Below are 23,260 nucleotides of genomic sequence, written 5' to 3' on the forward strand. Positions count from 1 at the left end.
GGCGGCAGCAGAGGAACGACATGGCGGACGAAGCGAACGACGCGGACTCGCGACCCGGCGGTAAGACGGCGGATCCCGCGACCGTCTTCGCTGCGCTGGCCGAGATCATCTACCAGGGCACAGACCCCTCCGAGGTGTACGCCGCCATCTGCGTCGCGGCGACGCTGATCGTTTCCGGCTGCGACCACGCCAGCATGCTGGTGCGCCGTGACGGCCGCTATGTCACTGTCGGGGCTAGTGACCGGATCGCCCTTCGCGTCGACGACCTGGAACGGGCTGCCGGCGACGGGCCCTGCGTCGACGCCATCGAGGACGAGACTCCCCAGATCGAACCCGACCTGACCACGCCGTGCCTGTGGCCGAAATTGGCCGCCCGGCTGCTCGCTGAAACCCCGGTGCGCGGCGCCATGGGGTTCAGACTGCTGGTCGGCAAGCAGCACACCGGTGCGCTCAACCTGTTCAGCGACAAGCCCAACGCGTTCGACAAGGAGTCCGCCGGCCAGGCCACCGTGCTGGCATCGTTTGCGAGCGTGGCCATCAATGCGATCGGCCAGGGCGAAGACGCCGCCACCCTGCGCAAAGGGCTGCTCAGCAACCGTGAAATCGGCAAGGCCGTCGGGATGTTGATGCTGCTCAACAACACGTCCGAGGAGGACGCGTTCAACGTGCTGCGGCGCTACTCCCAGGATCTGAACATCAAACTTGCCGACGTCGCCCGGACCGTCATCGAACACCGCGGGAAACTCACGTTCGACGACAAGAAGGGTCAATAAGCCCGAGCCGCCGGGCACCTATTCCGGCAGCCGCAGCTCGGGCTTCTCGACCTCTTCGATGTTGACGTCTTTGAACGTGACCACCCGCACCTGTTTGACGAACCGCGCCGGCCGGTACATGTCCCACACCCACGCGTCGGCGAGGCGCAGCTCGAAGTACACCTCCCCGTCGGCGTTGCGCGGCATCAGCTCCACGCTGTTGGCCAGATAGAACCGCCGCTCCGTTTCCACGACGTAGCTGAACTGACCGACGATGTCCTTGTATTCGCGGTACAGCGAGAGCTCCATCTCGGTTTCATACTTTTCGAGATCTTCTGCACTCATCTGCTCAGACGTCCTTCTCCAGCCGGGTGATAACCCGGATCCCATCTTTCCTCACGGCTAGTCGCCACGCTCAGCGGGAGGGTCGGGTCTGAATTCGGCCACCAGCCGGGTGCTCGACCCGTTCGCGACCCGCCGGACGTTGATGAACGAATAGCGGTGCTCGGCACAAGGCCCGAGGCGGGCCAGCGCCCGGCTGTGTGCGGGCGTGCAGTACCCCTTGTGTTCGGCGAAGCCGTAGCCGGGGTGCTCGGCGTCCATCGCGACCATCAACCGGTCCCGGCTGACCTTGGCCAGCACGCTCGCCGCGGCGATGCAGGCGGCAGCGGCATCTCCGCCGACCACCGGCAACGACGGGACGGGCAGCCCAGGCACCCGGAAGCCGTCGCTGAGCACATAGCCGGGCCGCACCGACAGCCCGGCCACCGCGCGCCGCATGCCCTCGATATTCGCCACATGCACGCCTCGCCGGTCCACCTCGACCGACGGGATGAACACCACGTGGTAGGCCAGCGCGTAGCGACAAATCAGCGGGAACAGCCGCTCCCGCACCTTCTCGGTGAGTTTCTTCGAATCATCCAGGGCGGCAAGGCTTTCCAAGCGTCCAGGCCGAAGCACGCAGGCGGCCACCACCAGCGGGCCGGCGCACGCGCCGCGACCGACTTCGTCGACGCCGGCGACCGGGCCCAGGCCGCTGCGGTGCAGCGCCGATTCCAAGGTGCGCAACCCGGAAGCTTTGCGGATCACCGTCCGCGGCGGCCACGTCGTGGTCATGGGCTAATGACTGTGCTGGGGGTTCACCGATCCCACACCACCCCATCGCGACGGCGGCCACACGATGAACCTGGTCTTGCCGATGACGTTGGCGACCGGGACGGTGCCTTCCATCGGATCGCCGGTGCAGAACACATCCCGTTCCCGGTCGGCCGGGATATCGCTGCAGTGCGCGCGGGAGTCGGCCGACTGGGTGCGGTTGTCGCCCATCACCCACAGCCGTCCCTCGGGGACCTTCACCGGACCGAACTGGACGTTGGCGCCCCCTTGTCCCGGGCATGGCGGCAGCGGCAGGTGCGCGGGGTTGATCGTGGCCAAATCCACGTACGGCTCGTCCAGCCGCTTGCCGTCGACGGTCAGCCCGGTGTCGTTGCGGCACTGCACCGTCTGTCCGCCGACCGCAATGACCCTTTTGACCAGGTCATTCTCGTCGGGAGGGACGAAACCGACGAACGACAGCGTGTTCTGCATCCAGCGCACCGCGGTGTTGGACGAGCGGATCGACTTGTAGTACTTGCTCCATGACGGCGGTCCGCGGAACACGATGACATCACCGGGTTGCGGTGTGCCGAAACGGTAGCTGAGCTTGTCCACCAGGATGCGGTCCCCGACGCAGCCCGGACATCCGTGCAGCGTGGGCTCCATGGACTGCGACGGAATCAGGTAGGGGCGCGCCACGAACGTCAACACCAGGTAGTAGAGCGTGATCGCGATGACGGCCAGCAACGCGAATTCGCGAACCGCCGAAGGCTTGGACCGCTTCGACTCCCCCTCGTCGGCCTCGTTACCTTCTTTGGCGCCGTCGTCGGCGTCCTCTTCGTCCTTGCCGTCAGCGGCGACCAAGCCGGAGACCTCGGGTTCCGCCGATGGATCGGCTTCGGGTCGATGTTCGGCCGACGAGTCCGTGGTTTCGGTCACGGGATCAGCGTAGCCACCGCGGTGGGCGCGGGTTCACTGCGCTGAGGCGGCTCAGCGCTTCTCCTTGATCTTGGCCTTCTTACCGCGCAACTCACGCAGGTAGTACAGCTTGGCGCGACGCACATCGCCGCGCGTCACCACCTCGATGTGGTCGATGTTCGGCGAATGCACCGGAAAGGTTCGCTCGACGCCGACGCCGTAGCTTTCCTTGCGCACCGTGAACGTCTCGCGGATACCGCCGCCCTGACGACGGATCACCACACCCTTGAACACCTGGATACGCTCTTTGGCGCCCTCGATGACCTTGACGTGCACGTTGATGGTGTCGCCCGGGTTGAAGGCCGGGATGTCGTCGCGAAGCGACGCCTGGTCGACGAAGTCCAGCCTGTTCATCGTAGAAGGCACTTCCTTGCGGTCGCGGCTCACGGCGGTCACCGAGCCGATGGGTTTCGGGCTTGTAGGCGCGTCTCGCAGCAGGCGGCCGGACTTGATGGGGTGTAGTCGCAGACCCGGCCGGCCGACAATCGCCGGAGACAACCGGTCAATTGTGCCAGACACTGCGCATGCAGCGAAAATCACAGGAAACCCGCGCGGTTCGTGACCAGCGAAAGCCGCTGGTGAATGGTACATATGACTGGTGCGAATCCGGCCGCTGACCCTACTTACCGCCGCGGCGGCGGTCGGGTTGGTGGTTGTCGTGGCATGTGAAGCCCAAGTGCAGGCGAAGACACCGGGCACACCCGCCTACAGCGCACCCAGTCATGAGCCGCAGCTTGCCCAACTGCTACTGCAGGTCGTCCGGCAGCCCATGCCACCGGATGCGCTCCCGCCCAGCGGGTTGGCCGGGCTGCAGGCACGCATCCAGCAGGCAACGGAGGAAGCTGCCAGCGTCGGCGCCACCCTGTCGGTAGCGGTTCTCGACCGCGCGACCCACCAGTTGGTGTCCAACGGCAAGACCGAGATCATCGCCACCGCGTCGGTGGCCAAGCTCTTCATCGCCGACGAGTTGCTGCTGCGGGAAGCCGAGGGCAAAGGCAACCTTGCGCCGGAGGATCGTCAGGCCCTGGACGTGATGCTGCGTTCCTCTGACGACGATGCCGCTGAAAGGTTCTGGGCTCAGGACGGCGGTGACGCCATTATCAGCCAGGTCGCGACCCGGTATGGACTGTCGTCGACCACGCCGCCCAGCGACGGTCGCTGGTGGAACACGGTCAGCTCGGCGACTGACCTGATTCGCTACTACGACATGCTGCTTGACGGGTCCGGCGGGCTGCCGCGGGAGCGGGCCGGGATCATTGTCAACGATCTGGCCCAGTCCACCCCGAGCGGCGTCGATGGCTACCCGCAGCGGTTCGGCATCCCGGATGGCCTGTACGCCGAACCCGTGGCGGTCAAGCAGGGCTGGATGTGCTGCATCGGCAGCGACTGGATGCATCTGTCGACGGGCGTCATCGGCGCGGACCGGCGCTACATCATGGTGATCGAGTCGCTGCAGACGTCGGATGACGCCACTGCGCGAGAGACCATCACCCAGGCGGTGAAGACCATGTTCCCCAACGGCCGGATCTGACTCGGCCAGGGTATGGCGAGCTAATCCAGAAGGTCCGGCCGGCGTTCCCGAGTGCGTTGCAGCGAGACCTCGCGACGCCAAGCGGCGATGCGCGCATGATCGCCGGAGAGCAGCACTGCGGGCACTTCCAGGCCACGCCAGCTCGGCGGCCGGGTATAGCTCGGTCCCTCCAGGAGCCGGTCCAGGCCCGGCGAGTGTGAATCCTCGCAATGCGAGGCGGGATTACCCAGAACCCCGGCGAGCAGCCGCACCACCGCCTCGATCATCACCACCGCCGCCGACTCGCCGCCGGGCAGCACGTAGTCGCCGATCGACACCTCTTCGACCCGCATCCGCCGTGCGGCATCCTCGACGACGCGCTGGTCGATGCCCTCGTAACGTCCGCAGGCGAACACCAAGTGCTTCTCGGTGGTCCAGCGCGCGGCGGTGGCCTGGGTGAACAGTGAACCTGCTGGGGTCGGAACCACCAACAGCGTCTCGCCGGAACAGGTTTCGTCCAGCGCATCACCCCACACCGGCGCCTTCATGACCATTCCCGGTCCGCCGCCGTAGGGGGCGTCGTCCACCGAGTGATGTACGTCGTGGGTCCACCGCCGCAGGTCGTGCACCCGCAGGTCGACCAGCCCCGCTTCAATTGCCTTGCCCGGCAACGACAATCGCAGTGGATCCAGATAGGCCGGGAAGATGGTGATGACGTCGATACGCATGGTCACGCCAGATCCAGCAGGCCCTCGGGCGGATCGACGTCGATGGTGCCGTCGTCCAACGACACCGTCTTGACGATCGCGGCAACGAACGGCACCAACAACTCGCCGGAATCGCGTGTGACCGAAAGCAATTCGCCCGCGGCGGTGTGCAGCACCTCGGCCACGACGCCGAGGTCCTGGCCCGCCGTCGTGCGGACCCGCAGACCTTCCAGCTGGTGGTCGTAGTACGTGTCCGGTTCATCGATGGGCGGCAGGTCATCGGAGTCGACGACGAACACGCTGCCGCGCAGTGCGTCGGCGGCGTCCCGGTCGGTCACCGCGGCCAACCGCACCAGCAGGCGCGCGCCGTGCTCGCGCACAGCCTCCACGACGAAGCTGCGCTCCCAGCCTGGCTCACGAGATGCCTTGGCGCGCAACGTATTACCGGGAGCGAACCGGGCGTCGGGATCGTCGGTGCGGACCTCGACGACCAGTTCGCCGGTGACGCCGTGCGCTTTGACGACCCGCCCGACTACCAGCTCCACCGCAGTTCCATGGACGCGGCTACTGGTCGGTGTCCACCACGTCCACCCGGATACCCCGGCCGCCGATGCCGGCAACCAAGGTACGCAGCGCGGTCGCGGTACGTCCGCCGCGACCGATCACCTTGCCCAGATCGTCCGGGTGAACATGGACCTCTACGGTGCGTCCACGCCGGCTGGTCACCATGTCCACCCGGACATCGTCGGGGTTGTCCACGATTCCCCGGACCAGATGCTCGACGGCGTCGACGACGACGGTACTCATGGGGCTGGTCAGCTTTCGTTCGATGTCTCGGCCGGCTCGCCGCTCTCGGGCTCGGCACCCTCGGCAGACGCCTCGGCCTTGTCGGCGTTTTCGGCCTCGGGGGCCGGCTCGTCGGCCTTGGCGGCGGCCTTCTTGGCCGGGGACTTCTTCTTAGGTTTCGCCGCCTCGGTGGTGGGACCGCCCTCGGCTTCGGCAAGCGCGGCGTTGAACAGCTCGAGCTTGCTGGGCTTTTCGGGCTTGAGTTTCAGGGTGCCCTCGGCGCCGGGCAGGCCCTTGAACTTCTGCCAGTCGCCGGTGATTTTCAGCAGCTTGAGGACGGGTTCGGTGGGCTGAGCCCCGACCGACAGCCAGTATTGAGCGCGCTCGGAGTTGATCTCGATGAGGCTGGGCTCTTCTTTGGGGTGGTAGCGGCCGATGACCTCGATGGAGCGGCCGTCGCGGCGGGTGCGGGCATCGGCCACGGCGATGCGGTACTGAGGATTGCGGATCTTGCCAAGCCGAGTGAGCTTGATCTTCACAGCCATGGTTGAGCGAATTCTCCTGTAGGTGTCACGCTGCAATTCAGCGACCAGGGCAGGATGCCCGGATCCGGTTTTGCCTCGCGTTTCTGACCACTGTGCAACCGTAGTCGCGCGGCGGACAGCCGCCTATTGTGCCAGAACGCGGTGGTCCAGCAGAAATCTCACATCACTTTCTGGAAGCACTTGGTCTCGACGCGGCGGGCCATCCGCCAGCCTTCGGGAGTGCGCACGAACTCGTCGTCGTACCACAGCCCGCAGAACAGCACCTGATCCTTGTCGCCTGGAAGCACCATCGGGTTGAAGCAGATCACGCGCGAGGACGCGGTGTCACCGTCGATCCGGACCGAGAAATTGCCCAGCATGTGCGCATAGATCGGGAAATTCGGCAGCACCTCCGACAGCCATTGCTTCACCTCGGGATAGCGGCCCTCGATGCCGCCCAGGGCGGTGTAGTCAATGTAAGCGTCGGGGGTGAACACCTTGTCCAGGTCGTCGAATCGCCGCTGGTCAATGGCGGTGGAGTAGTCCACCAGCAGCTGCTGGATCTCCAGCCGATCCGAGATCTCTTCCAGGCTCAGCATGTCGTCGATTGAACACGATCCGGCGAACCGGGGTGCTCGCCGGGCTGGCTGGGTAGCAGAGGCCGGGCCGCGCGACGAATACTGCTGGGCCCGCAGCCGAACCACCGCCGACACGAGCGGGTGAGCACGCTCTGTTCGGCGTAGCCGAGTTCTCGCGTCAGGTGCGACAGGCTGATGTCGGTGTCGCAGTTAGTGCTCGGCGGTTTCTCGGCGCACACTATCGATGAGCGCGCCGAAGGTGGTGTTCTCAGCGGCCAGACGGCGATGCAGTGCCCTGGGATGCAGATCGAACTGGGCGGCGATCAACTCGAGGCTGGCCGTACCGGACGGACCATGGTGCGCACCGAATGGGTCATGCCGGGCTGATGCGTGGTGATCCCGGTTCGCGATCCGCGTCGGCTCGTTGCTGTGCGAGTAATCGTTGGAGAATTCTGTCGGCATCACCGTTGCAGCGGACATGAACCGCAGTTTCGCACCCCGAGGCCGATGGACCTGCTAACTGACGAGGTCGTGGAGGCCGAAATCCCCAGTGCGGGTCCGGCCACCATTTGGGAATAACAGTTTGGCGCGCTCGTAGCCGCCGATTTTGCGGCGCCGCTGCAGGCCACGCAGCAGGCTCAGAGCCTCGGCATCGGAGAATCCGGTAACAGTCGCAAAGTCCAGACCCGCACCAACCAGGCCGCTGGCCCAAGTGACCTCGGTTAGAAACAGCACTCGCGCCCAGTCCAGATTCGTCAGTGGCTCGTTATCCGCGACGGCGCGCTGAAGACGCAGGGTGAGTTCGCCGAACTCTTCCCACGTCGACAATCCCAGCACCTGAAACGGGAACGGCGCATCAGACGCCGACCACCCCCACTGCTGCAGTGCCTGCTGTATAAACTCGCGTTCCCTCTCGGTCAGATCGACCGCTATCAACTCCGCAGAATTTGTCATCGAACTGATCGTACGACCGGGACTCAGCGAGCTTTGATCCAACTCAGACTTGTTGGCCGCAGTGTCGCGATCCGGGTATCGGTGACCAGCTGGTTGAGATCGCGCGGGGTCCAGCCATGCGCCATCCGGCCGGCCAGCAACTCCGCCCAGGCGGCCGGGCTATACCGGCGGACCCACACCGGGGCGCCCGCGCCGGCGCGCCAGCGCCTCGCCAGCGCCGCCGGAAAATAGCCGTCCCGCAGACTGGGAAGTTAGACTCTGCGCCCATGCGAAAGCTCATGGTTGCAGCCGCTGCCCTGCTGACGGCCGCCGCCGTCGGCGCAGGCACCGCGTCAGCCGACACCGCCGTCCAGCCGGCCGGCTCGGTTCCGATACCCGACGGCCCGGCCCAGACCTGGATCGTGGCCGATCTCGACACCGGTCAGGTGCTGGCCGATCGCGATCAGAACGTGGCCCACCCGCCCGCCAGCACCATCAAGGTGCTGTTGGCGCTGGTGGTCCTGGACGAGCTGGACCTCAACTCCACCGTCGTCGCCGACGTGGCGGACACTCAGGTCGAATGCAACTGCGTCGGCGTCAAACCGGGCCGCACCTACACCGCCCGCCAACTGCTCGACGGCCTGCTGCTGGTTTCGGGTAACGACGCCGCGAACACGCTGGCCCAGATGCTGGGTGGCCAGGACGCCGCTGTGGCCAAGATGAATGCCAAGGCCGCGGCCCTCGGCGCGGTGACGACCCACGCGGCAACCCCCTCCGGCCTGGACGGACCGGGCGGCTCGGGGTGGTCGACGGCGCACGACCTGGCGGTCATCTTCCGGGCCGCGATGGCCAATCCGGTGTTCGCGCATATCACCGCGGAGCCGTCGGCGATGTTTCCGGGCGATCACGGCGACCAGCCGATACTCAACCAGGACGAGCTCTTGCAGCGCTACCCCGGCGCGATCGGCGGCAAGACCGGGTTCACCAACGCCGCGCGCAAGACGTTTGTCGGGGCTGCCGCCCGCGGTGGCCGCCGACTGGTCATCGCCATGATGTACGGGCTGGTCAAACCGGGTGGGCCGACGTATTGGGATCAGGCCGCCAGCCTGTTCGACTGGGGCTTTGCGCTCAACCCACAGGCCAGCATCGGCTCGCTGTAAGCGAGCAAGCTTTGACTCTGCGCTGAGGGCGCGGCTTACTCGCTCTTTTTAGCCGTAGCCGCAGAGTCAAGCCCCGCGGAGCTTCCGAGAGCCGCATTGAGCAGTTCCAGGAGCACCGGAATTCGCTGCTCGTCCAGCTCCGGCACCGGCACGACTCCTTGCACCAGCGCGGCGCCGTCGAAGACGTTCGCCACCAATCCGACGATCACCGGGAACTTGTCCTCGGGGAACTGGTCTGCGCCCGGCAGCATCCGGCAGGCGTCGACGATCTTCGCGGCATACTGCCCGAGCTCCTCCTGCAGCGTGGCCTTGAGCTTCTCGTCGGTGCGGGCAGCGACCAGCAATTCGTAGAGCACGGCATTGCCCGGACCCCGGGTGATGTCCCGCAGGATCGTCAGGGCCGCCTCCAAGGGCGGCCGGTCCGGCGGTAGCGTGGCGACCTGCTGGATGCCCCACTCCAACTGGCGGCGCAGCACCTCGGATGCCGTCGCCGCCATGAAATCGCCCATCGTCGCGAAATGCCGGAACAGGGCGCCCACCGATACACCCGCACGCTTGGTGATCAGGGCAGCGGATGCCCGCGCATATCCGACCTCGACGATCGTGTCGATGCAGGCGTCGAGTAGCCGTCCGACGGTTTCCTCGCGGCGTTGCTGCTGGGTCCGGGCCATCTCAGGCGCTGACGCTCAAAACATGCCGTTCCAGACCTGCATCCCACTCGCCCGCGCGTAGGTATCGGCCCGACTTCACAGTCTGACCATAGCCCTCGCGGAACTCACCGGTGCGAAAGACCACGACGCCGGCGACGCCCGTGGCAACCACCGTCGCGTCGTTGCGGTTCACCATCCGCCGCAGGCCGCCGTAGAAGGGCACCGCTTCCTCGTGGTAGCCGTCCAGCGACTCGTCCAAATGGGCCGGGTCGATCACCACGAAATCCGCCCGGTCGCCCTCGCGCAGGGTCCCGGCGTTGATGCCGAACCACTCGGCCACCTCGCCGGTGAGGCGGTACACCGCGCGCTCGATGGACAGGAACGGCTTGCCGGCCCGCTCCGCATCTCGGACCCGCCGCAGCAGGCGCAGCGCGTAGTTGTAGAAGGCCATGTTGCGCAGGTGCGCTCCGGCGTCGGAGAAGCCCATGTGGACGCTGGGTTCGGCGGCGAGCTGGTCGAGCTGCTTGGGCCGGTGGTTGGCAATGGTGGTTGTCCACCGGACGTTGCGTTCACCGTTGGCGACGAGCACGTCGAGGAACGCGTCGAGCGGATGCAGTCCGCGTTCGTCGGCGATGGCACCGAAGCTCTTGCCGACCAACGTCTGGTCCGGGCACTCGACGATCACCGCGTCGTGGAAGTCGCGGTGCCACAACGAGACTCCGAGCTTGACGCGGTCGAACTCACGCCGGAACCGCCGGCGATAGGACTCGTCGGCCAGCAGCTCGTTGCGCTCGAACTGTTCGCGCAGATGCAGGGCCGCGGTGCCGGCGCCGAACTCTTCGAAGACCGGCAGGTCGATCCCGTCGGAATACAGCGTGAACGGAACCGGCAGGTGCTGGAATCGCACGCTCGAGCCCAGCAGTTTGTTGACGATCCGGGTGCCGATGCCCAGGACGTATGCCATCAGCGGCATCGACTTGGCGTCGGAGGACACCAGCATGCTCATCCGCACCGGCGCGCCGCCGTTGAGCAGCCGGCTGCTGGTCAGGAAGAACATCAGCGGGGACACCGGGTTGTCGACATCGGGGGCGCTCTGCAGTAACCGGCCGCGCTTGCGCAGCACGTTGATCAGCCGGCGCCGTTCCCGCCAGGTCGCGAAGGTCGACGGCAGCGCGCGCGACCGGAACCGGTCGCCGTCGAGCTTGTCGATCGCCGCGTCCATGCCGGACATGCCCACCATTCCGGCGTCCAGTGCTTCCTCGAGCAGCTGCGTCATTTTCTTCAGCTCGGCCGGGGTGGGCCGAACCTTGCGGTCGGTGGCGCGGTCCAGTCCCATCACCGCGGCGCGCAGATCCGAATGACCAAGCAGCGAGCCGACATTCGGCCCGAGCGGCAGGGCGTCGATGGCGTCGATGTATTCGGCCGGAGTCGACCAGGTCTTTTTGGCGTCCAGTGCGTTGTAGACGAACTGGCGCGGCACCGCTTCGACGCGGCTGAACAGGTCGGCGGCGTCCTCGGAGTTGGCGTAGACCGTCGACAGTGAGCAGTTGCCCAGCAGCACGGTGGTGACGCCGTGCCGCACCGACTCGCGCAGGCCGGGGTCGAGCAGTATCTCGGCGTCGTAGTGGGTGTGGACGTCGATGAAGCCGGGCAGGATCCATTTGCCCGCGGCGTCGATCACCTCGGGGCATCCGGTCTCGTCAAGCGGCACGGCCGATACCGTGGCCACCGCGCCGTCGCGAATGCCCAGTGTGCGGACCTGCGGCGCGCTGCCCGTGCCGTCGAACCACAAGCCGTCGCGGATGATCACGTCGTACGTCACTGTCTTCCTCCCAACGGGTTGCCACCAGTCTACCGAAAGAAAGTAAGTACTCGCTTTCTTTAACTAACCGTTGGCGAGTCGAGACGGCAACGCGACCAAGCGACGGATCAGCGGCCGGGACGCGACGGGGCTGTCGGAGGTGCAGTCGTCGGCGCCGTCGGCGCCTCACTGGCGGAGGGCGCTCCGGGGTCGGGGACGTTCACCGCCGGAGGAACCACCCCACTGCGGCTGGCCACCGCGGGGATCCGGATCACCGCCGATCGTTGGCCGCATTCGTTGGTTTGGACGGTGACCGTCATTTCGCCGAGAAAGTCCCCATTGGGTTGTGGTCGCAGGGTCAGCACCTGCGTCGTGGTCTGGGTGTTCGCCAATCCGTTTCCGCCGACGCAGGGAAACTGCACCGTTTCCGCCTCGGACTGCCATTGACCATCGCCGAAGTGCATGACCAGATGTCCCCCGCCGGGCGACTTGGCCTGCGTGTGGTCGTCGTCGTCGAGCAGTGTGCCGCTGGCCGTGCAGGCCTGCGGCGCGCACGACGAACGGAAGGCCCACCAGGTCGTCACATTCGGCGGTTGCGGGTCGGGGAGGTAGTTGAAGGTCTGCTTGGCGCGCTGGACCTCGATGCGGTAACTGCCGTCGAGTGGCACCGGCGCCGACGGCGCCGAGGCCCCAGCGGTCGTCGGCGCCGGGACCGGCATGCTCACCGACGTCCTGCCCGCCTGACCGGACTTCTTTTCCGCGCTGCGGCCGATCGCGATGCCGGCGGCCAGCACCCCGATGACCAGCAGCACCGCGGCGCCGGCCAGCAAGACGACGCGCGATCGGCGCCGGCGCGGTGCCGCGGAGTCCGGCTGCTCGGCATCACTTCCGGTGGAGAAGTCGTCCAGCCGCCGCGCCAGTGCCCCGGCCGCCGAATGCAGCACCGTGCCACGCCGCCTCGGATTCGCCGAGACGGTCCGGGAATCGGCGACCGATTCGGCCTCGGTGAGGTTCTCCGCATCGGGCCAGGCGTACGCGGGATAGTCGACGACCTCCACGGCGAACGTCGCCTCGGGGCTGTGATCACCAACGGAGACGCCGGCCTCGTCGTTGGCGGCGCTGGCGAACTCTGTGCAGCTGGCGAACCGATCGGCGGGATTCCGGGCCAGGGCCCGGGAGAAGACGCTATCCAGACGGGCCAGCTCCGGGCGCTGGTCGCTGAGCTTGGGTGGCGCGCCGTTCATCAGCTGGTCGACGGCGGCGGCAGGGTCACCGGCCTGGACCGGCGGCGCACCGGTCAAGAGGTGAAATGCGGTAGCCGCCAGCGCGTACTGATCGGCGCTGCCGTCAATACCGTTGCCCGCCAACTGTTCGGGCGCTGCGTAACCCACGGTGCCGAGTTGCGGAGCGATTCCCAGATCGGACAACAGCGTTCGTTGCTCGCCCTGACCCCGGCTGGTCAGGAGGATGTTGGCGGGTTTGACGTCGCGGTGCAGCAGGCCGCGGTGATGGGCATAGTCGAGCGCTTCGGCGATGGCCGTGACCAGGGCAAGCACTTCCCCGGCCGGTGATACCGCCGGGAAACGCTCGGCGATGAGCTGGGCCGCACTGATGCCCTCCACATAATCCATCGCGACCCACAACTGCCCGTCGGATTCGCCGCGGTCATGCACCTCCACAATGTGCCGGTGATACAGACTTGCCACCACGGGCGTCTCCGCATGAAAGCGGCGGCGAAACTCGCTGTCCGACGACATCGCCAGGGAAAGAACTTTCAGCGCTACCCAGCGCGCGGATCGCGGGTCCTGGGCAAGGTAAACCGCACCGGTCACTCCCGAACCCAGCCTGCGCGCGATCGTGTAACCGGCAAAGGTTGCGCCGCTGGCCAACGCCATTTTGGGATCCTATCTGCGTTCGGCAGGCCTTGCCCGCCCAGCGTATCCACGCCCGGCTAACGGATCGTTAACTCCCGGGGCGCAACACCTGCGGCCGAAACGTGTTGCCGCGCAGGATCACCAGCTCGGGATGGTTCAGCACGCCGGGACCAGTGCGCGGATCTGCGGAGTAGCACACCAGGTCTGCCGGCGCGCCGTCTTCGATAGCAGGCCGACCAAGCCAGCGACGGGCATCCCAGCAGGCGGCGCCCAACGCCTCCGAAGGGGTCATCCCGATGCGCTTGAGGGCCTCGATCTCGTCGCCGATCCGCCCGTGCTGGATCATGCTGCCGGCGTCGGTGCCGGCATAGATCGGCACACCGGCATCCCGCGCCGCGGCGATCCGGCCGTAGCCGCGGGCATACAGGTCGCGCATGTGGGCGGCATAGCTGGGATACCGGGTCGCAGAGTCGGCGATGCCGGGGAAGTTTTCGATGTTGATCAGCGTGGGGACCAATGCCGTGCGGTGCTCGAGCATCAGCGCGATGTTCTCGTCGGTGAGCCCGGTGCCGTGCTCGATGCAGTCGATGCCGGCCTTGATCAACCCCGGTAGCGCGTCCTCGCCGAACACGTGCGCGGTGACCCGGGCGCCGTGGGCGTGCGCGGCCTCGATCGCCGCCTTCAGCACGTCGTCCGACCACAGCGGGGCAAGATCGCCGATCTGACGGTCGATCCAGTCGCCGACCAGCTTGACCCAGCCGTCACCGCGTCGCGCCTCGACGGCGATCGCCTCGGGCAGCTGCGATTCGTCTTCCAACTCGACCGCGTAGCCGGCGATGTAGCGCTTTGGCCTGGCCAAGTGTTGGCCGGCTCTGATGATGCGGGGCAGGTCTTCGCGGTCGTCGAGGCTACGGGTGTCGGTGGGCACGCCGCAGTCGCGCAGGAGTAGCGCGCCGATGTCGCGTTCGGTTTCGGCCTGGGCGACCGCCTCGTCGATTTCGACGCGGCCATGCTGACCGAGCCCGACGTGGCAGTGCGCGTCCACCAGGCCGGGCAGGATCCAGCCGCCGTCAAAGACGGTGTCGGCGTTGGCAACCGGCTCGATGCTGATGCGGCCGTCGACAACCCACAGTTCGATCCGGCTCTCGTCGGGCAGCGACCGGCCTCGCACGTGCAGGCGCACGGCCTGGCTAATTCTTACCGGGGTTCCGGCCTGGGTTGCCTGGGAACTTGAGTTTGGACAGGTCGAAGTCGGCCAGGCCCGGCGGCAGCTCGTTGAGGCCTTCGGGCATTTGGGACAGGTCGGGGAACCCGGCGGGCATATTCGGTGCACCGGGCCCGAACGGACTGCGCACCTTCGGCTGCGTCGGTCCGCGCTTCTTGCCCTTCTTGCCTTTGCTGCCCTTGGACTTTCGCGTCGCGGACTTGCGACCCAGGCCCGGGATGCCCATGCCGCCGAGCATCGAGGACATCATCTTGCGGGCTTCGAAGAAGCGGTCGACCAGCTGGTTGACCTCGGAGACGGTCACCCCGGAGCCGTTGGCGATGCGCAACCGGCGCGAGGCGTTGATGATCTTGGGGTCGGCCCGTTCTTCCGGCGTCATACCGCGGATGATGGCCTGGATCCGGTCGAGCTGCTTGTCGTCGACCTCGGCCAGCGCGTCCTTCATCTGGCCTGCGCCGGGCAGCATGCCCAGCAGGTTGCCGATCGGGCCCATCTTGCGGACGGCCAGCATCTGCTCCAGGAAGTCTTCCAGGGTCAGTTCGCCGGCGCCGATCTTGACGGCGGCCTCCTCGGCCTTCTTGGCGTCGAACACCTGCTCGGCCTGCTCGATGAGGCTCAGCACGTCGCCCATGCCCAGGATCCGGCTGGCCATCCGGTCGGGGTGGAAGACGTCGAAGTCCTCGAGCTTCTCGCCGGTGGACGCGAAAAGGATGGGAACACCGGTGACTTCGCGGACCGACAGCGCCGCGCCACCACGCGCGTCGCCGTCGAGCTTGGTCAGCACCACGCCGGTGAAGCCGACGCCCTCGCCGAATGCCCGGGCGGTGGCGACGGCGTCCTGGCCGATCATCGCGTCCAGGACGAACAGCACCTCGTCGGGATCGATGGCCGCGCGGATGTCGGCGGCCTGGGCCATCAGTTCCTCGTCGATGCCCAGCCGCCCGGCGGTGTCGACAATGACGAAGTCGAAGTGCTTGGCCTTGGCTTCGGCGAGCCCGGCGGCCGCGACGGCTACCGGGTCGCCGGGACCGGACTCGGGCGAGGCTCCGGGGTGCGGCGCGAATACCGGCACCCCGGCGCGTTCACCGACGACCTGGAGCTGGTTGACCGCCGCCGGTCGCTGCAGGTCGCAGGCCACCAGCAGCGGCGTGTGTCCCTGCCCGCGCAGCCAGGCGGCCAATTTGCCGGCCAGCGTCGTCTTTCCGGAGCCCTGCAGACCGGCAAGCATCACCACGGTCGGCGGCGTCTTCGCGAAGGCCAGCTGCCGGGTTTGGCCACCCAGGATGCCGATCAGCTCTTCGTTGACGATCTTGACGACCTGTTGCGCCGGGTTGAGGGCGCCGGACACCTCGGCTCCACGGGCGCGTTCTTTGATCCGGTGGACGAACGCGCGCACCACCGGCAGCGAGACGTCGGCCTCCAGCAGCGCGAGCCTTATTTCGCGGGTGGTGGCATCGATATCGGCGTCGGTCAGACGACCCTTGCCGCGCAGCCCTTGCAGGGCAGCGGTCAACCGGTCGGACAGCGATTCAAACACGCCCGCCAGCGTAGTGGTGAGTGCCAGCGCCGCGCAGCGGGGCGCAGCAGCTCACCACCATCGGGCCCAGTGGTCGGTGTCGAGTGTGCGCTGAGGGCTTTGATACTGCGGTGAGGGCGTGCTCCACTCGCACTTCTACGCCATAGGCGCAGAGTGAATTGCGACGAAGTCGCCCGCTACCGTTGCGTGCGTTGACCATGCGGCTATGGCGCGCTCCACTCGCACTTTCCCGCCATAGGCGCAGAGTGAATGCCGTCAATAACGCTTGACGACACGGCCGCGCTCGGCAAGGGTCAGCTCGTGCTGGAGATGCTCGACAAGGGATCGTGCACGGACACACATCCGGTCCCGTTGCTCTTCGTCCACGGCGGCTGGCACGGCGCATGGTGCTGGGAGCACTTTCTGGACTACTTCGCCGCCGAGGGTTACCGCGCCGCCGCGCTGAGCCTGCGCGGACACGGCGCCAGCCCCACTCCCAAGCCGCTGCAGACGGTTTCCGTCGCCGACTACATCGACGACGTCCGCGTCACGGCCGACGAGCTGGGCGGGCCGGTGCTGATCGGTCATTCGCTGGGCGGCTACGTGATCCAGCGCTACCTCGAAGACCGAAAAGCACCGGCCGCGGTGTTGGTGGGCTCCCTGCCGCCGCGGGGCGTGCTCGGAGCGGCACTGCGCGTCTGGCGCCGCCGCCCGTGGCTGTCCGTGCAGTCGTTCCGCGACCCCACGCTGGTCAAGTTCCTCAGCACCCAGGCCCGCGCCCGCGAATACCTCTTCTGCGCGGACACGCCCGAAGCCGTCGTCGAAGCCTGCTGGAACCGCACCGGGGGCGAGAGTATCCGTGCCGCGATGCGGGATCCGATGTTCCGCCGGGTCAAACCGGAGCGGGTGACCACTCCGATTCTGGTCCTCGGCGCGCTGCACGACGGCTTCGTCAGCGTCGGCGCGGTGCGCGCCACCGCGCGCGCCTACCGGACCGAACCCGAGTTCTTCGAGATGGGCCACAACATGATGCTGGAACCCGGCTGGGCCGACGTCGCCGAACGTATGGACAGCTGGCTGCAGACACGCGTCCTGACGAGCTGACTCGCCCGGCAACTGCACCGAAAAGCGTTGCCGTGCTACATTTCACAGCCGCGGCCCAACCGGTGCGGCCGCGTCGAAAGCAACTACCGGGGGGATTCGTTGTCGCTGCAGGCAGTCAGCCACACGGATGCCAACCCCCAGACGTTACGCGGTTGGCAGCGCCGCGCGCTGGTGAAGTACCTGGCGGCCCAGCCGCGTGATTTCCTCGCCGTCGCCACTCCCGGTTCCGGAAAGACGACGTTCGCGTTACGGGTCGCCGCTGACCTGCTCGCACATCGCATGATCGACCAGATCACCGTCGTGGTGCCCACCGAGCACCTCAAAGTGCAATGGGCACAAGCGGCTTCGCGGCACGGCCTGGCGCTGGACCCTAAGTTCTCCAACTCCAACGCCCGGCACTCGCCGGAGTATCACGGCGTGCTGGTCACCTACGCCCAGGTCGCGGCGCATCCGACGCTGCACCGGGTACGAACCGAGCAGCGCAAGACCTTGGTGGTCTTCGACGAGATCCACCACGGCGGCGACGCCAAGACCTGGGGCGACGCCATCCGGGAAGCCTTCAGCGATGCCGCTCGCCGACTTGCCTTGACGGGCACGCCCTTTCGCAGCGACGACAGCCCCATCCCGTTCGTGCGTTACGAGCCGGGACCCGACGGGATACTGCGTTCCCAGGCCGACCACAGTTACGGCTACGCCGAGGCGCTGGCCGACGGCGTGGTCCGGCCAGTGGTATTCCTGGCCTACTCCGGCCAGGCGCGATGGCGAGACAGTGCCGGCGAAGAGCATACGGCCCGCCTGGGCGAACCGCTGTCCGCCGAGCACACGGCACGAGCGTGGCGTACCGCGCTCGACCCGGCCGGCGAGTGGATGCCCGCGGTGATCGCGGCGGCGGACCAGCGGCTGAGCCAACTGCGCGCGCAGGTTCCCGACGCGGGAGCCATGATCATCGCCTCGGATCGGACCGCCGCTCGCGCGTACGCCCACCTGCTGGCGAAGATCACCGCGGAAGAGCCGACGGTGGTGCTGTCCGACGATCCCGGATCCTCTTCGCGCATCAGCCAATTCGCGCAAGGCACCAGCCGATGGCTGGTCGCGGTGCGGATGGTCTCCGAAGGTGTCGACGTGCCGCGGCTCTCGGTCGGGATCTATGCCACCAGCGCGTCCACGCCGCTGTTCTTCGCGCAGGCCATCGGACGGTTCGTGCGGTCGCGCCGCCCCGGTGAAACGGCGAGCATCTTCGTGCCGTCGGTGCCTAACCTGCTGCTACTGGCCAGCGAGTTGGAGGCCCAACGCAACCATGTGCTGGGTGAACCGCACCGCGAAGCCGGCGATCCCCTTCGCGATGATCCGGCCACCCGCCCCGAAAAGGACGACACCCAGCGAAGTTTCACCGCACTGGGCGCCGACGCCGAACTGGATCAGGTCATTTTCGACGGATCCTCGTTCGGCACCGCCACCCCGGCCGGAAGCGACGAGGAAGCAGACTACCTCGGCATCCCGGGACTGCTCGACGCCGAGCAGATGCGTGCCCTGCTGCACCGTCGCCAAGACGAGCAGCTGCAGAAACGGCTGGAGTCAGGCTCGCCGAGCGCGCCAACGACACACGGCCAGCTGCGCGAGCTGCGACGCGAACTCAACGCGCTGGTGTCGATCGCGCATCACCGCACCGGCAAGCCGCACGGCTGGATTCACAGCGAATTGCGTCGTCGCTGCGGTGGGCCACCGATCGCCGCCGCGACCAGCGAACAACTCAAAGCTCGTATCGACCTTGTGCGGCAACTCAATTCGGAGCGGTCGTGACTGCTAGGCTCCCAGCACGGCAAGCAGGTGTTCGTTGACCATCGCTTGCACGTCCGCACCGGGCTCGTCGGGCAGCACCACGCAGAACACGTCGGCGGCCGTCGAGCCGAAGGTGTTGACCTTCGCCCACACGATGTCGACTCCCGCGCGCTCCAGCGCCCGCGTCAGCAGCGCGAGCAATCCCGGGCGATCCGTGGCGCGGACTTCGACGATGGGCTGGCCGGGTGTGGCGGTATCGAACCACAGGATGCGCGGCGGGGCAGTCAACCGCGTCACGGGTACCCCCGCCTGCACCTCTCCGGCGCGCCCGACCGCGGCGGCGGCCTCCTGACCACGCTTCTCCAACATGCCCAACACGTCGATGTCGCCGCCCAGCGCTCCGACGAACTGTTGACGCAGCAACTCGGCCGCGGCCGGCGCACCGAAGTGCGGCGACACCACGAACTCGGTGATCGCGACCCCCTCGGAGACGTTGACCGACGCCGAATGCACGCCCAGCGAGTTCAGCGCAAGCACCGCCGCGGCCTTGGAGACCAATCCTCGCTGGTCCGGTGCGACCATCACCGCGTGATACATCCGCTCGCTGTCGCCGGGCTTGATCTCCACGTGCACACCGTGGTTGAGCGCAAGCGAAAGATAATGTGGCGCAGTCGGTTCCGCCTGCGGTAAGGTCTCGCCCGCCATCACCAGCTGGCAGCGACGCACCAGGTTCTCGATCAGCGACGCCTTCCAGTCGCTCCACACCCCCGGGCCGGTGGCCTTCGAGTCCGCCTCGGTCATCGCATGCAGCACCTCGAGCAGCAGGGGGTCCCCGTCCAGGGCCTGCGACACGTACTCGATGGTCTGGGGATCGTTCAGGTCGCTTCGGGTGGCCACCACGGGCAGCAGCAGGTGATAGCGGACCAGCTTGGACAGCATGTCGACGTCCGGCGGCGACATGCCCAACCGCTGACCGACTTGGACGGCCAGCTCGGATCCCAGCACGCTGTGATCGGCACTGCGGCCCTTGCCGATGTCGTGCAGCAGCGCGCCCAGCGCAAGCAGGTCCGGGCGCGCCACCCGGGTCGCCAGCGGAGCGGCATGCACGGCGGTCTCCACCAGATGACGGTCCACCGTCCACTTGTGCGCGATGTCGCGGGGTGGAAGGTCGCGGATCGCGTTCCATTCCGGCATCAGCTGACCCCACAGCCCAGTGCGGTCGAGCGCCTCGATTGTCCCGACCGCGGTGTGCCCGGCGCTGAGCACAACGAGCAGGTCGTCGAGTGCCTGGCGCGGCCAGGGCGCCTCCAGCGGTGTGGCGCTGCTGGCGAGGTGAGCGAGAGTGGCTGCGGCGATGGGCAATCCGGTCGATGCAGACGCGGCAGCCACCCGCAGCACCAGACCGGGGTCGCTTTCGGGTCGGGCGTCGCGGGCCAGCACGACTTCGCCGGCGTATTCGACGACGCCTTCGGCCAGCGGTCGACGCCGGGGTCGACGCATCAGCGCCGACACGCCTCGCCGCGGCAACGCGTTGGCCGCTGTCCGCAGCCCGGTCTCGGTCTCGTAACTGATGGTGCGGGCGGCGTGGGACAGCATGCGGGACAGGTCAAACCTGTCACCGATATCCAGTGCCGCGCTGATCTCGTCGGCGAATTGCGCCAGCAGTATGTCGCCGCCGCGGCCGGACACCCGATGCAACTCGGTGCGCACGTTGAGCAGCGTCAGGTAGGCGTCGTCCAGCGAACCGGCCGCCGTGTGCACGCCGCGACGGTCGACCAGCTGGGCCACCGCCAGCGCGTCGAGCAACTGAGCGTCGCGAAGGCCGCCGCGACCCAACTTCAGGTCCGGCTCGGCGCGGTGCGCGATCCGGTAACAGCGCCGCCAGCGAGCCCGCGTCATCTCGACGAGTTCGTCCATCCGGGTGCGGATTCCGCTGCGCCACTGGCGGCGCACTCCGGCGATCACCTCCGCCGACAACTGCTCGTCGCCGGCGATGTGACGAGCGTCCAGCATGCCCAGGGCGGCCGGCATGTCCGAATTGGCGGTACTCAGCGCCTCGCTGACGGTCCGCACACTGTGGTCAAGCCGAATGTTGGCGTCCCACAACGGATACCACAGCTTGTCGGCAACCTCGCCCAACACCTCGGCGGGCTTGCCGTCGTGCACCAGCATCAGGTCCAGGTCCGAGTACGGCAGCAGCTCGCGACGGCCCAGCCCGCCGATGCCCACGATCGCGAAGCCGCTGGCGTCGGTGATCCCGATCTCGGTCGCCTTGGCCGTCAGCCAGGACTCGTGCAGGTCGAGTAACGCTTGCCGGAGCCCGGCCGAATCCAGTTCGCGGTGTTGGTGCGTCAGCAGCTTCCGTCGCGCGGCAGCCAAATCACTTGCTGCGCAAGCATTTCCTGCTACCGTCGGCCTCGCCTCCAATCGAGCGACGCCGGGCCGGATCCCGACGCGCGGCCCACCGTCAAATGGCGTCTGTTCCGCGTTCGCCGGTGCGTACCCGCACAATCGTCTCGACCGGGCTGACCCACACTTTGCCGTCACCGATCTTGCCGGTTCGCGCCGACCGGACGATGCTGTCCACGACCTTGTCGACGATCGAGTCGTCGACGACGACTTCGATGCGGACCTTCGGGACGAAATCCACTGAGTATTCCGCGCCTCGATAGACCTCCGTGTGGCCCTTCTGCCGCCCATAGCCCTGGATTTCGCTGACCGTCATCCCCAATACGCCCGCGTCTTCAAGGCTGGTCTTGACGTCATCAAGCGTGAACGGCTTCACGATCGCAGTGATCAGCTTCATTAGCGGTCTGCCTCCACTCTGTCGTCCACTCGCTCCTCCAGGCCGTTACGAGTATCTAGCACAGTAGTCCGGGGAGGAAGAACCGCGCCGCTGGTGATGGCGAAGTCGTAGGCCGACTCAGCGTGCTCCGACTCGTCGATGCCAGTGGCCTCCTGCTCGGCATCCAGACGCAATCCCATCGTGTATTTGAGGATCAACGCAAGGATAAGGGTTACCACGCCAGAGTAAATAAGAACGCTGAACGCGCCGACCGCCTGCCGTTCCAGCTGGGCAAAGCCGCCGCCGTAGAACAATCCCTTGGAAACCCCAGACACGCCGGCGATCGCCGTGCTCTCCGGAGCGGCGACCAGACCCACCATCAGGGTGCCCGCCAGACCACCGATCATGTGCACCGCGACCACGTCGAGCGAGTCGTCGAACCCCAACTTGAATTTCAGCCCGACCGCCAGCGCGCAGACCACACCGGCCACAAAGCCGACCGCCAGAGCACCCAGCACGTTGACCGAAGAGCAGGACGGCGTGATGGCGACCAGGCCGGCCACGATGCCCGACGCCGCTCCCAGCGTCGTCGCCTTGCCGTCGCGAATGCGCTCGGTGAGCAGCCACGCGAGCATGGCAGTGGCCGTCGCGATCGTCGTGGTCATGAATGTCGACCCGGCCGAACCGTTGGAGGTGGTCGCCGACCCGGCGTTGAAACCGAACCAGCCGAACCACAGCAATCCGGCACCGAGCATCACAAACGGCAGGTTGTGCGGACGAAACAGCGTCGTCGGCCAGCCCTTGCGCTTGCCCAGGACGATTACCAACGCCAGACCGGCCACACCGGAGTTGATATGGACCGCGGTTCCCCCCGCGAAGTCGATCGCGTGCAGCTTGTTGCTGATCCAGCCGCCGTGCTCGGAGGCGAACCCGTCAGCCGCGAACACCCAGTGCGCCACCGGGAAGTAGACCAACGTCGCCCACAGCCCGGCGAACACCAGCCACGCTGAGAATTTCAACCGGTCAGCCACGGCGCCGGAGATCAGCGCGACGGTGATGATGGCGAACATCAGCTGGAATGCCACGAATACGGTGGCCGGCATGGTGCCGGCCAGCGGTATGTCGACCTCTGCGATGCCCTTGGACGGATCCGCCTTGGCGGCGTTGCCGCCGATGAGCTTTGCCAGACCCCAGTAGTCGGACGGTTTGCCGACCAGGCCCCACTTCGCGTCGTTACCGAACGACATCGAATAGCCATAGAGCACCCACAGGACGGTCACCACACCCATGGCGCTGATGCTCATCATGAGCATGTTGAGCACGCTGCGGGCGCGCACCATGCCTCCGTAGAAGAACGCCAGGCCCGGCGTCATCAGCAGCACCAGCGCGGAACTCGCCAACATCCAGGCGGTATCGCCGGTGTCGGGCAGGCCCATATTGGGGAAACTCACTCGCTCTCACCTCCGGTCAGCGCTGAAACGGCCATCAGACATGTGCCTGACG

At 67.0% G+C, this 23,260-nt stretch carries 23 protein-coding genes and 1 pseudogene; 5 read left to right on the forward strand and 19 right to left on the reverse strand.

Annotated elements, in window-relative coordinates; genetic code table 11:
* Window positions 1–20: 20 nt before the first annotated feature.
* Complete coding sequence (locus AC5Y2L_RS13020) at window positions 21–773, forward strand: GAF and ANTAR domain-containing protein (protein WP_499934929.1); 753 nt, start codon at window positions 21–23, stop codon at window positions 771–773.
* A gap of 18 nt (window positions 774–791) precedes the next feature.
* Here AC5Y2L_RS13020 and AC5Y2L_RS13025 read toward each other — a convergent pair whose 3' ends face one another.
* The 4 genes and pseudogenes from AC5Y2L_RS13025 to rplS all read right to left on the reverse strand — a co-directional run bounded on the left by AC5Y2L_RS13025 (window position 792) and on the right by rplS (window position 3,179).
* Window positions 792–1,097 (reverse strand): DUF2469 domain-containing protein, encoded by a 306-nt coding sequence (locus AC5Y2L_RS13025; RefSeq protein WP_067243032.1) that lies wholly within the window; start codon window positions 1,095–1,097, stop codon window positions 792–794.
* A pseudogene (locus tag AC5Y2L_RS13030) lies at window positions 1,094–1,868 on the reverse strand (ribonuclease HII). Before AC5Y2L_RS13030 ends, AC5Y2L_RS13025 begins: the two are co-directional and overlap by 4 nt.
* Window positions 1,869–1,871: 3 nt before the next feature.
* Window positions 1,872–2,786, reverse strand: coding sequence for a signal peptidase I (gene lepB, locus AC5Y2L_RS13035; RefSeq protein WP_499934931.1), 915 nt, complete (start codon window positions 2,784–2,786; stop codon window positions 1,872–1,874).
* Window positions 2,787–2,837: 51 nt separating this feature from the next.
* Window positions 2,838–3,179 (reverse strand): 50S ribosomal protein L19, encoded by a 342-nt coding sequence (gene rplS / locus AC5Y2L_RS13040; protein WP_044510756.1) that lies wholly within the window; start codon window positions 3,177–3,179, stop codon window positions 2,838–2,840.
* Between the two features lie 244 nt (window positions 3,180–3,423).
* Between rplS and AC5Y2L_RS13045 the strand changes: the two genes are divergently transcribed.
* Window positions 3,424–4,356: a serine hydrolase gene (locus AC5Y2L_RS13045; RefSeq protein WP_499934932.1), complete on the forward strand. Its 933-nt coding sequence runs from the start codon at window positions 3,424–3,426 to the stop codon at window positions 4,354–4,356.
* 20 nt (window positions 4,357–4,376) lie between these two features.
* Here the strand turns inward: AC5Y2L_RS13045 and trmD are convergent, their stop codons facing one another.
* The 7 genes from trmD to AC5Y2L_RS13080 all read right to left on the reverse strand — a co-directional run bounded on the left by trmD (window position 4,377) and on the right by AC5Y2L_RS13080 (window position 7,884).
* The gene (trmD, locus tag AC5Y2L_RS13050; RefSeq protein WP_499935043.1) at window positions 4,377–5,063 is read right to left on the reverse strand and encodes a tRNA (guanosine(37)-N1)-methyltransferase TrmD; all 687 of its coding nucleotides are present in this window, start codon (window positions 5,061–5,063) and stop codon (window positions 4,377–4,379) included.
* Between the two features lie 2 nt (window positions 5,064–5,065).
* A complete protein-coding gene (rimM, locus tag AC5Y2L_RS13055; RefSeq protein WP_499934934.1) occupies window positions 5,066–5,587 on the reverse strand; it encodes a ribosome maturation factor RimM in 522 nt (173 codons plus the stop codon).
* Between the two features lie 19 nt (window positions 5,588–5,606).
* Window positions 5,607–5,849, reverse strand: a complete 243-nt coding sequence (locus tag AC5Y2L_RS13060) for an RNA-binding protein (RefSeq protein ID WP_003878715.1) — start codon at window positions 5,847–5,849, stop codon at window positions 5,607–5,609.
* Window positions 5,850–5,857: 8 nt separating this feature from the next.
* Complete coding sequence (rpsP, locus tag AC5Y2L_RS13065; protein WP_499934935.1) at window positions 5,858–6,373, reverse strand: 30S ribosomal protein S16; 516 nt, start codon at window positions 6,371–6,373, stop codon at window positions 5,858–5,860.
* 158 nt (window positions 6,374–6,531) lie between these two features.
* Window positions 6,532–6,951: a nuclear transport factor 2 family protein gene (locus tag AC5Y2L_RS13070; RefSeq protein WP_499934937.1), complete on the reverse strand. Its 420-nt coding sequence runs from the start codon at window positions 6,949–6,951 to the stop codon at window positions 6,532–6,534.
* 189 nt (window positions 6,952–7,140) lie between these two features.
* Window positions 7,141–7,410 (reverse strand): helix-turn-helix transcriptional regulator, encoded by a 270-nt coding sequence (locus AC5Y2L_RS13075; protein ID WP_499934939.1) that lies wholly within the window; start codon window positions 7,408–7,410, stop codon window positions 7,141–7,143.
* Between the two features lie 36 nt (window positions 7,411–7,446).
* Window positions 7,447–7,884 carry a hypothetical protein gene (locus AC5Y2L_RS13080; protein ID WP_499934941.1) on the reverse strand — a complete coding sequence of 146 codons (438 nt, stop codon included), beginning with the start codon at window positions 7,882–7,884 and terminating at the stop codon, window positions 7,447–7,449.
* 266 nt (window positions 7,885–8,150) lie between these two features.
* Between AC5Y2L_RS13080 and AC5Y2L_RS13085 the strand changes: the two genes are divergently transcribed.
* Window positions 8,151–9,023: a D-alanyl-D-alanine carboxypeptidase family protein gene (locus tag AC5Y2L_RS13085; RefSeq protein ID WP_499934943.1), complete on the forward strand. Its 873-nt coding sequence runs from the start codon at window positions 8,151–8,153 to the stop codon at window positions 9,021–9,023.
* Window positions 9,024–9,058: 35 nt separating this feature from the next.
* On the opposite strand, the gene AC5Y2L_RS13090 is transcribed toward AC5Y2L_RS13085, so the two are convergent.
* The 5 genes from AC5Y2L_RS13090 to ffh form a co-directional block, all read right to left on the reverse strand.
* Complete coding sequence (locus AC5Y2L_RS13090) at window positions 9,059–9,694, reverse strand: TetR/AcrR family transcriptional regulator (protein WP_499934945.1); 636 nt, start codon at window positions 9,692–9,694, stop codon at window positions 9,059–9,061.
* Between the two features lies 1 nt (window position 9,695).
* Window positions 9,696–11,495 (reverse strand): N-acyl-D-amino-acid deacylase family protein, encoded by a 1,800-nt coding sequence (locus AC5Y2L_RS13095; RefSeq protein ID WP_499934946.1) that lies wholly within the window; start codon window positions 11,493–11,495, stop codon window positions 9,696–9,698.
* Window positions 11,496–11,602: 107 nt separating this feature from the next.
* On the reverse strand, window positions 11,603–13,369 hold the full coding sequence (locus AC5Y2L_RS13100) for a serine/threonine-protein kinase (protein ID WP_499934948.1): 1,767 nt from the start codon (window positions 13,367–13,369) through the stop codon (window positions 11,603–11,605).
* Window positions 13,370–13,436: 67 nt separating this feature from the next.
* Entirely contained in the window at window positions 13,437–14,543 is a 1,107-nt protein-coding gene (locus AC5Y2L_RS13105; RefSeq protein ID WP_499935044.1) for a metal-dependent hydrolase family protein, read from the reverse strand.
* Window positions 14,539–16,110: a signal recognition particle protein gene (ffh, locus tag AC5Y2L_RS13110; RefSeq protein WP_499934950.1), complete on the reverse strand. Its 1,572-nt coding sequence runs from the start codon at window positions 16,108–16,110 to the stop codon at window positions 14,539–14,541. Before ffh ends, AC5Y2L_RS13105 begins: the two co-directional genes overlap by 5 nt.
* Before the next feature lie 300 nt (window positions 16,111–16,410).
* On the opposite strand from ffh, the gene AC5Y2L_RS13115 reads away from it, so the two are divergent.
* Window positions 16,411–17,193 carry an alpha/beta hydrolase gene (locus tag AC5Y2L_RS13115; protein ID WP_499935045.1) on the forward strand — a complete coding sequence of 261 codons (783 nt, stop codon included), beginning with the start codon at window positions 16,411–16,413 and terminating at the stop codon, window positions 17,191–17,193.
* Between the two features lie 105 nt (window positions 17,194–17,298).
* Window positions 17,299–18,993, forward strand: coding sequence for a DEAD/DEAH box helicase (locus tag AC5Y2L_RS13120; protein WP_499935047.1), 1,695 nt, complete (start codon window positions 17,299–17,301; stop codon window positions 18,991–18,993).
* Window positions 18,994–18,996: 3 nt separating this feature from the next.
* Here AC5Y2L_RS13120 and AC5Y2L_RS13125 read toward each other — a convergent pair whose 3' ends face one another.
* The 3 genes from AC5Y2L_RS13125 to AC5Y2L_RS13135 are packed head-to-tail and all read right to left on the reverse strand — an operon-like array spanning window position 18,997 to window position 23,193.
* Window positions 18,997–21,399: a [protein-PII] uridylyltransferase gene (locus AC5Y2L_RS13125; RefSeq protein ID WP_499934952.1), complete on the reverse strand. Its 2,403-nt coding sequence runs from the start codon at window positions 21,397–21,399 to the stop codon at window positions 18,997–18,999.
* Window positions 21,400–21,439: 40 nt separating this feature from the next.
* Window positions 21,440–21,778 (reverse strand): nitrogen regulatory protein P-II, encoded by a 339-nt coding sequence (gene glnB, locus AC5Y2L_RS13130; RefSeq protein WP_499934953.1) that lies wholly within the window; start codon window positions 21,776–21,778, stop codon window positions 21,440–21,442.
* Window positions 21,778–23,193 (reverse strand): ammonium transporter, encoded by a 1,416-nt coding sequence (locus AC5Y2L_RS13135; protein ID WP_499935048.1) that lies wholly within the window; start codon window positions 23,191–23,193, stop codon window positions 21,778–21,780. Before AC5Y2L_RS13135 ends, glnB begins: the two co-directional genes overlap by 1 nt.
* Window positions 23,194–23,260 lie beyond the last annotated feature (67 nt).

It is taken from the genome of Mycobacterium sp. NGS66 (genome assembly GCF_059812225.1).